The organism is Aneurinibacillus sp. UBA3580 (assembly GCF_002375825.1).
GTDB lineage: Bacteria > Bacillota > Bacilli > Aneurinibacillales > Aneurinibacillaceae > Aneurinibacillus > Aneurinibacillus danicus.
Window position 1 is genome coordinate 51,639 of record NZ_DFMZ01000077.1, and the last position, 7,668, is coordinate 59,306.

Consider the following 7,668-nt stretch of genomic DNA (forward strand, 5'->3'; position numbering starts at 1 on the left):
GTTCAGCAGGGAATGAACCCGGTTGCGCTGCGGGAGAAGTTGCTTGTATTCCTTTCTGAGGCGGATCGCAATATAGAGGCAGGCGGTGAAGAAGTGAATGTCCAGAAAGAGGCAGAAGCATGATGGGCACGTTAATCTGGAGCGCTGGCTCGTTTCCTATGCCGATTTTGTAACGCTCTTGTTTATCGTTTTTTTAATTTTATTTTCCATGAGTGCGGTTGATGCGCAGAAATTTCAGGCTTTAAAGGAATCATTCAGCGAAGTAACGGGTTCCGGTGCTTCGCTGGTGATGCCGGCGCCTGGATCGACAACGACGCCTTCCACCGATAGAAACACCGGTAAGACGCGAGAGAAGAATAGGATTGCCGCTGAACAGGAGAAATTTGAAGAAATAAAAGAGAAAATGGAGCAGTATACCCAGGCCAAAGGACTTGATAAAAACGTAAAGGTGAACATGGATCAAAACGGGATCAATGTAACGATTACGGGGACCATTTTGTTTGCCAACGGGGATGCGACACTGCAACCGCAGGCAAAGCAGATTGTGAAAGACATGTTCCAATTCATTAACTCAATTGATAATCCGATACGAATCGAAGGGCACACGGATAACGTACCAATTCATACGGCACAGTACCCGTCCAACTGGGAGTTGTCTGCTGCCCGATCGATGAATCTGGTTCGTTATCTGGCCGAAGAATACAATATGAAGCCGGCGCGATTGTCCGGTGCAGGATACGGGGAATACCATCCGGTTGCCCCGAACAATACGCCGGAGAACAGAGCTAAAAACCGTCGGGTAGAGATTATGATTCTAAGCACGAAAGCCGCGCAAGCGGATGCGCAAAAACCACAGAGTAAGCAATAAACAGAGGCAGGTATTCGCGGAGAATATCTGCTTTTTTTATTAAAATGAAGAAAAAAGAAGGGAAGGGAAAAGAAGATCCGAGGGAGAAAAAGATCTTCGCCTTTTTCACCATTTTGTCACAGAACTAACAAATTACAGTCATATAAACACTACGAAAACCTTGTTATTATAAAGAGATAAACAACAGATACCAAGATGAAACGTTCGAGCATGGTACCCTGGAAGGGAGGGTGTGTTATGTCATATGAAGGAATCGAGATTGCCGTTCTATGGACGTTTCTATACGGATATTTAATCGTTGCCTCCATTGATTTTGGGGCTGGTCTTTTCCTGTTCTACGGAAAATGGAAGAAGAAAGATCAGATTATCAATGGGATTATTAATCGTTATCTTTCTCCTGTATGGGCAGCTAGCAACGTGTTTTTACTCTTCTTTTTCGGCGGTCTACTCTGTTTTTTCCCCGATGCGATTAATTACTATGGTATGGCGCTGCTCGTACCCGGGGGAATCGCTCTGGCTTTGCTGGTGGTGCGCGGATTATTTTACGGATTTGTTAATTATGGTGCAAGGGAGCGGTTGAGCCATCTTTTTATTTACGGCGTTACCGGATTACTTATTCCGGTCTGTCTGTCCACTGTGCTTATCATTTCAGAGGGGAAATTTATTGTGGAATTGCAGGATGGCCGCATTCATTTTGTACCCGAAGTATTATTCACGAGTCCGTACTTCTGGTCTGTACTATTCCTTGCCATTGTGAGCGTGCTTTTTATCAGTGCAAGTTTTTTGACACATTATGCAAGCAGAAGCGGGAACATGGAAGCGGAAGAGATATTTCGGAGGTTTGCGCTCATTTGGAGCGGTCCAACTATTCTCGCCAGTGTTGTCGTGTTTGCAACACTTCGTATTCACAACGAATGGCATTTTAGCCGGATGATTGATGTGAGTTGGATGTTTATTGCTTCTCTTCTCTTCTTCGTTGCCGCGATGTACTTAATTGCACTGCGTAAAGCACTTGGGGTTGCTTTTATAATGGTAATGCTGCAGTTCGGTTTTGCATTTTTTGGTTATGGTGTTTCCCATATGCCGTATCTGCTTTATCCCTATTTAACAATTCGAGAGGGGATGACCAGTCCGCAGATCGGATTAGAGTTTGTGACTCTTCTTGTAACCGGACACGGGCGATGAATCTTACGGTTATCCGGATGTTATATCAGACCAGTTTTATTTTTTATCCGATCATATTATTATTCGGGCCATTGCGTTGCCGTTTCTTGTCACATTTTTGAGTATCTTCAGCCCCGCATTAACGGAGAACAGCCGCCATCTTGTTAAGATGGGGCTTTTTTCATGGGGAAAAACTGTTCATTCTTAATGGGAGACGTTGTACAATAAAAGAAAATATTTCCGATATTTAAAATACATAGTGATTGGGAATTTTGTCGAATTATGGGTGTGTGGAGCAATCTCTTCATGCGCCAAATCGCAGAGAAAGAGAGAGGGTACAGATGAGGAAGGTGTTATGCGGGGCAGGAATATTTCTTTTTCTCTTCCTGGGAATATGGTCCGTGGCGGTGCAGGCGGCCGCAGTTCCCTCTATTCAGCTTTGGATCAACGGGAATAAAGTAAGGCCTGAAGTCCCGCCGCAGTTGCTTAATAGTCGGACGCTGGTGCCTGTATACACGGTACAGGAAGGCATGGGCATGAAGGTAGACTGGGATGCAAAAGCCCGCAAGGTTACTGTGACTGACGGCAGTAAAAAAGTGGAGTTGACGATCGGTTCAAAAACGGCACGTGTGAATGGAACAGCGAAGAAGTTGGACGTAGCTCCGGTTATTATCGGCAATCGTACCTTTCTTCCGTTTCGTGCGGTAGGGGAATTGCTTGGGGTAGAAGTGGGGTGGGAAGACAAGACGAAAAGCGTCATTGTCAACGCTCCCGTTCGTTTTCAAGTGAATGGACAAGCCGTGTCAGCTAAGGTATATCGGCAGAACGATTCTTATTTTGTAACGGCCCGGCAAATCGCCCCGGCCATTGGCTATACAATTACACAGCAGAGTGGAAAAGCAGTCTTTTCTAAGGGAGAAGATTCAAAAATCCTGTCGTCTGATACATATAAGATAATTGATAATGAACTTGCTGTCCCCCTTTCTTTTGTGGAAGAGTTAACCGGAGGCAGTGGAGCCTGGAATCAGGGGAAAACTGTATACACGCTGAACAAGCTAATCACTCCGCCACCGCCGAAAAAACCGGAAGTAATCAAGGTAACGGATATTCAGCAAACAGACGATATCATAACCATTCGAACGGACAAAAAAGCGCAGACCAAAGATTTTACTATGAGCGGGCCGCCACGGATTGTAGTAGATGTCCAGAATGCAAAGCTTGCCGTAGTTACACCGTCCATAGCGGGGCAGGAGAAGCACCCCGCCGTGCAGGAAGTGCGCTACAGTCAATTTGATCCGGAGACGGTTCGTGTAGTTGTAGTGCTTGCAGGATCGGCTAAGTATAACCTTGTGCAGAAAACGTCGGGTATTGAGCTGCAGTTAAAAGATATCGCGTATCCGCAGCCGCCTGCACCGGCTCCTCCGATAACGGAACCGCCTGTGATGACGCCTGGCGATTCGACTTCTGCGCAGCCGAATCCAGTTCCGTCCCCGGGCCCTCTATCCTTGAAAGAGAAAGTAAAAGTTGTAGTAGATGCCGGACATGGCGGAAAAGACATGGGGGCGATTGGAAACAATGCGCGGGAGAAAGACTTAACGCTGGCAATCTCCCAGCGTCTTGCAGATAATTTGCGGGCGGATGCCAAATTTGATGCCATTCTTACGCGGGATAGCGAGCTTGATAGACAGTTGACTGAACGGGGCGTAAAGCAAGAGTTATCAGAGAAGGTTAAAATTGCAAATGATAATGGCGCTGATCTTTTTATTTCCATCCATATTAACTCAAGCACTTCGGCAGCAGGAAAAGGAACGGAGACGTACTATTACAGCGAGAAAAGCAAAGAATACGCCGCTACTGTTCATAAATATCTGGTACAAGCGACGGGTTTTGGCGACCGAAAAATGAAGACAGCTAATTTCTATGTAATTAAGAATACGAAGATGCCGGCGATTCTGATTGAAATTGGATTCATCAGCAATCCGACGGAAGCGAGGGAAATGATGAAAGAAGAGTTCCAACAGAGGGTGGCTGATGCTGTGTATGCGGGCATTAAAGAATATGTAGAAAAAAATTAAACGTAAAAGCCAGATCTGTTGCAGGTCTGGCTTTGTTCATACTTGCTTTAATAGCTCAAGCGACTTTTCGACAGATGCAGGGATTTCATCGGTACCTTTTCTGTTTTCGATCGCTTATAATTGGAAAAAAATGAGGGAAGGGAAAAGCGATGATTGTTGGTATAGGAATCGATATTGTAGAGCTTGAACGCATTCGAAAAATTATAGCGAGGCAGGAAAAAACGTTTCTCGAGCGGATTTTTACGAAGCGGGAAGAAGGGAATATTCCACAAGGGGAAGCGCGGAAGATTGAGTTTGTAGCCGGGCGCTATGCGGCGAAAGAGGCTCTCGCCAAGGCGCTTGGCACAGGTATCGGGAAGCAATTCTCATTTCAAGATGCCGAGATTATCCCTGAGGAAAGCGGCAAACCGATCGTGTTGATGAATGATTCGCTGCTTGAGAACATTACCGGACAGAAGCAGTGTATATGTCATCTGTCGATTTCACACGGTGAACAGTATGCCATAGCCCAGGTGATTCTCGAAAAGCGCGAAGACTTGTCTGCATATCGTGGATAAGCCGGACATACATATATAACGCGGGTTAGGAGGGAGTTGTATGTACGTGGTGAGCGCGCAACAAATGCGTGACATTGACCGATTCACCATTGAGCAAATTGGAATCCCAAGCCTGGTTTTGATGGAAAACGCTGGAGTGGCGGTAGTTCGGGAAGTGGAGAAGCGATGGCCGACCGGAAAAGTGGTAGTGCTGGCGGGGCCGGGGAATAATGGTGGCGACGGTCTGGTCATTGCGCGTCATTTATTGAATGAAGGACGTGAAGTGACGGTTTGGCTGTTCGGTAGGGAGGAGAAGCGGAGTGAGGATTGCAGACGGCAGCTGGAGATAATCCGGCATTCCGGTTACTCTGTAACTGTATGGGAAGATGGGAGCGAAGAGGAGAAAGCACTTCAACTGCAGACGGAACTTGGACGGGCGGCGGTTGTTGTCGATGCGCTCCTGGGCACTGGAACCAAAGGAGAACTGCGTCCGCCGTATCCTTTTGTGATAGAGCAGCTGCAGAATGGACCGGGTACTGTAGTAGCGGTTGACATTCCGACAGGAGTAAACAGCGATACGGGAGAAGTGGCGCAGAAAGCGGTGCGGGCCGATGTAACGGTGACATTTGCGTTTCCCAAGTGGGGCCACTTTTTATATCCCGGCGCAGATTGCGTTGGTGAACTAGTGGTGGCGGACATTTCGATTCCGCGCCGGGCAGCTGAGGAGTTTGCGCTTCGGGACGCAGTGCTGATAGGAAAAGATTTGCGGAAAGAACTTCCTGTCAGACGCCCTTTTTCCCATAAAGGAACGTATGGGCATGCGCTTGTGCTTGCCGGTTCGAAGGAGATGACGGGTGCGCCGGTTCTGGCCGCATCCGCCGGACTTCACACAGGCTGTGGTTTGCTGACGTTAGCGGTGCCCTCCCCGGCTTTGCCGATTGTCGCCAGTAAAATCAATGAGCCTGTATTCTGGGAGTGGCCAGCGGAGAAAGGACATTTTTCCAGTGAAAGTTATGTACTGCTAAAGCAGCGCCTTGCTTCATTTGATGTAGTTTCCATCGGTCCCGGTCTTGGTACATGGGACGGCGGCCATCACTGGCTTAAGGAAATAATTCGTCTTGTAGAGGTTCCGCTTGTGTTAGATGCTGATGCGCTAAACTTGCTTGCGGAAGACGTATCGATTCTACAGGAAAAGAAAGGACAAATCATTCTCACTCCACATCCCGGTGAGATGGGCAGATTATGCGGTTGTACGGCAGCCGACATCGAGAAGGACCGGATAGGTTTCGCTCGAATGTTTGCTCAAAAACACGATGTATACGTTGTGTTGAAAGGAACATACACGCTAATTGCCACTCCGGACGGGCGGATTTTCGTCAATCCTACAGGAACGGCTGCGCTTGCCAAAGGCGGTACCGGTGATGTGCTAACCGGTATGTTAGCTGGCATGCTGGCACAAAAAGCGGCGCAGGGCCAAAACATTGAGACAGGGATTCAACTGGCAGTATACCTTCACGGGTTGGCTGGCAGAATTTGTGGTGAAACGTCGATGTACGCCACGCTGGCAAGCGATGTAATCGACAAAATCGGATCGGCCATAAAAAGACTGTCGTTTGCAGGCGACTCACATGTTACAGATTTCCCAGGAAATTAACATGGGGACCCCTCCTTTGTCGAATAAAGGCGGAGGAGTTGAAAAGAAGATGAAACGAGTTCTTTTATTACCCGCGGTTTTTCTGCTGATTTGTTTGTCTCTTATCGGCTGTGGACCAAAATCTTCAGGAGATGTGGCCGATGATTTGGCAAAGCAGGTGGAAAAAATGTCAGGCTACAAGTCTAAAGCATCCTTATCCGTACAGGCCGGAAAAACACCGCAGGAATACGAAGTGGAAGTATGGCATAAAAAGCCAAACTTTTACCGTATTTCTTTGACATCCAAACAGCGGAACATCACCCAGATTATCTTGCGAAATAACGAAGGGGTATTTGTGCTGACTCCGCATTTAAACAAAAGTTTTCGTTTCCAGAGTGAGTGGCCGGAGAAGCATGGTCAGGTGTATTTATACGAATCGCTGGCAAAAAGTATTATAAGCGATACAGCAAGGAAGTTTCAGGGTGAAGGTGAGCAATATGCTTTTGAAGTAAAAGCCGATTATCAAAGCCGTTCCTTGACTACGCAGAAGATTATGCTCAATAAATCGTTGGAACCTGTCCGTGTAGACGTCATGGACAGCAATATGAATCCAATGGTTACAGTGCAGTATAACTCGTTTGAGCTAAATCCCAAATTTGATGAGGATGCTTTTGATAAGGAACGCAATATGCAGGCAGCCATTCTTGACTCTGTACCGGTTATAGCCGAAGCTTCCGCTGAAAATCAGGAGAGAAGCTTTGGGGTTATCGAACCGAATTATCTTCCAAAAGGTGTAACATTAAAAGGAATAGATAAAGTAAATGACGAAGATGGTGTCCAAATCGTCTTAACGTATACAGGCGAATACCCTTTTACGCTGATTGAAAATAAATCCCGGTCAGCTGCTGTTAGTTTTGTTTCGGGAGAGCCAGTGGATTTAGGCTATACGGTTGGCATCATGGTTGGAGATGTGAATAAGACGCTGCGCTGGGATTATGAAGGGGTAGAGTATACACTGTCCAGCGGTATGCCTGCAGAAGAAATGGTAGAAGTGGCGAAGTCAATGTTCAATCAAGTGGGGAAATAAGGGTGGGGTTCCGCCCTTTTTTCTTTGTTAAAGAAAAATACAAATGGGAATCCAACATACTATCGCCAATACTAAGAAAAGTTAGTTAGCCAAGAAAAAGAAATTTTCAAATAGTTGGCACAAATAACTTCGCAAGGTACAAAATGTTCACTACAAAATTAGAAATTCTCGCCAGGACTTTCTCCGTTAAGTAAGAATGTTCCGCTTGCGGAAGTCGTCAGCTCACGCCTTTGCATTTGAGAACATACGTCTGTGAATGTGGTTGCACCATCGACAAAAATCATGAGAAGGGCGGCTGACTTTTG

General features: G+C 46.6%; 6 protein-coding genes. All 6 read left to right on the top strand.

Annotated features, from left to right (window positions below):
• The first annotated feature begins 97 nt into the window (after positions 1-97).
• The 6 genes from B2899_RS11770 to B2899_RS11795 all read left to right on the top strand — a co-directional run bounded on the left by B2899_RS11770 (position 98) and on the right by B2899_RS11795 (position 7,363).
• Positions 98-868: an OmpA family protein gene (locus B2899_RS11770; RefSeq protein ID WP_146811415.1), complete on the top strand. Its 771-nt coding sequence runs from the start codon at positions 98-100 to the stop codon at positions 866-868.
• A 237-nt stretch (positions 869-1,105) separates the two neighbouring features.
• Positions 1,106-2,053: a cytochrome d ubiquinol oxidase subunit II gene (locus B2899_RS11775; RefSeq protein WP_146811416.1), complete on the top strand. Its 948-nt coding sequence runs from the start codon at positions 1,106-1,108 to the stop codon at positions 2,051-2,053.
• Between the two features lie 320 nt (positions 2,054-2,373).
• Positions 2,374-4,107, top strand: coding sequence for an N-acetylmuramoyl-L-alanine amidase family protein (locus B2899_RS11780; protein WP_286886002.1), 1,734 nt, complete (start codon positions 2,374-2,376; stop codon positions 4,105-4,107).
• Positions 4,108-4,256: 149 nt separating this feature from the next.
• The gene (gene acpS / locus B2899_RS11785) at positions 4,257-4,664 is read left to right on the top strand and encodes a holo-ACP synthase (protein ID WP_146811418.1); all 408 of its coding nucleotides are present in this window, start codon (positions 4,257-4,259) and stop codon (positions 4,662-4,664) included.
• A 40-nt stretch (positions 4,665-4,704) separates the two neighbouring features.
• Complete coding sequence (locus B2899_RS11790; RefSeq protein ID WP_286886005.1) at positions 4,705-6,297, top strand: NAD(P)H-hydrate dehydratase; 1,593 nt, start codon at positions 4,705-4,707, stop codon at positions 6,295-6,297.
• 49 nt (positions 6,298-6,346) lie between these two features.
• A complete protein-coding gene (locus B2899_RS11795; protein WP_286886007.1) occupies positions 6,347-7,363 on the top strand; it encodes a DUF4367 domain-containing protein in 1,017 nt (338 codons plus the stop codon).
• The last annotated feature ends 305 nt before the right edge of the window (positions 7,364-7,668 follow it).

Coding starts and splice junctions, on each gene's coding strand:
- B2899_RS11770 (WP_146811415.1), top strand. CDS start 98: ATGTCCAGAAAGAGGCAGAAGCATGATGGGCACGTTAATCTGGAGCGC.
- B2899_RS11775 (WP_146811416.1), top strand. CDS start 1,106: ATGTCATATGAAGGAATCGAGATTGCCGTTCTATGGACGTTTCTATAC.
- B2899_RS11780 (WP_286886002.1), top strand. CDS start 2,374: ATGAGGAAGGTGTTATGCGGGGCAGGAATATTTCTTTTTCTCTTCCTG.
- acpS (WP_146811418.1), top strand. CDS start 4,257: ATGATTGTTGGTATAGGAATCGATATTGTAGAGCTTGAACGCATTCGA.
- B2899_RS11790 (WP_286886005.1), top strand. CDS start 4,705: ATGTACGTGGTGAGCGCGCAACAAATGCGTGACATTGACCGATTCACC.
- B2899_RS11795 (WP_286886007.1), top strand. CDS start 6,347: ATGAAACGAGTTCTTTTATTACCCGCGGTTTTTCTGCTGATTTGTTTG.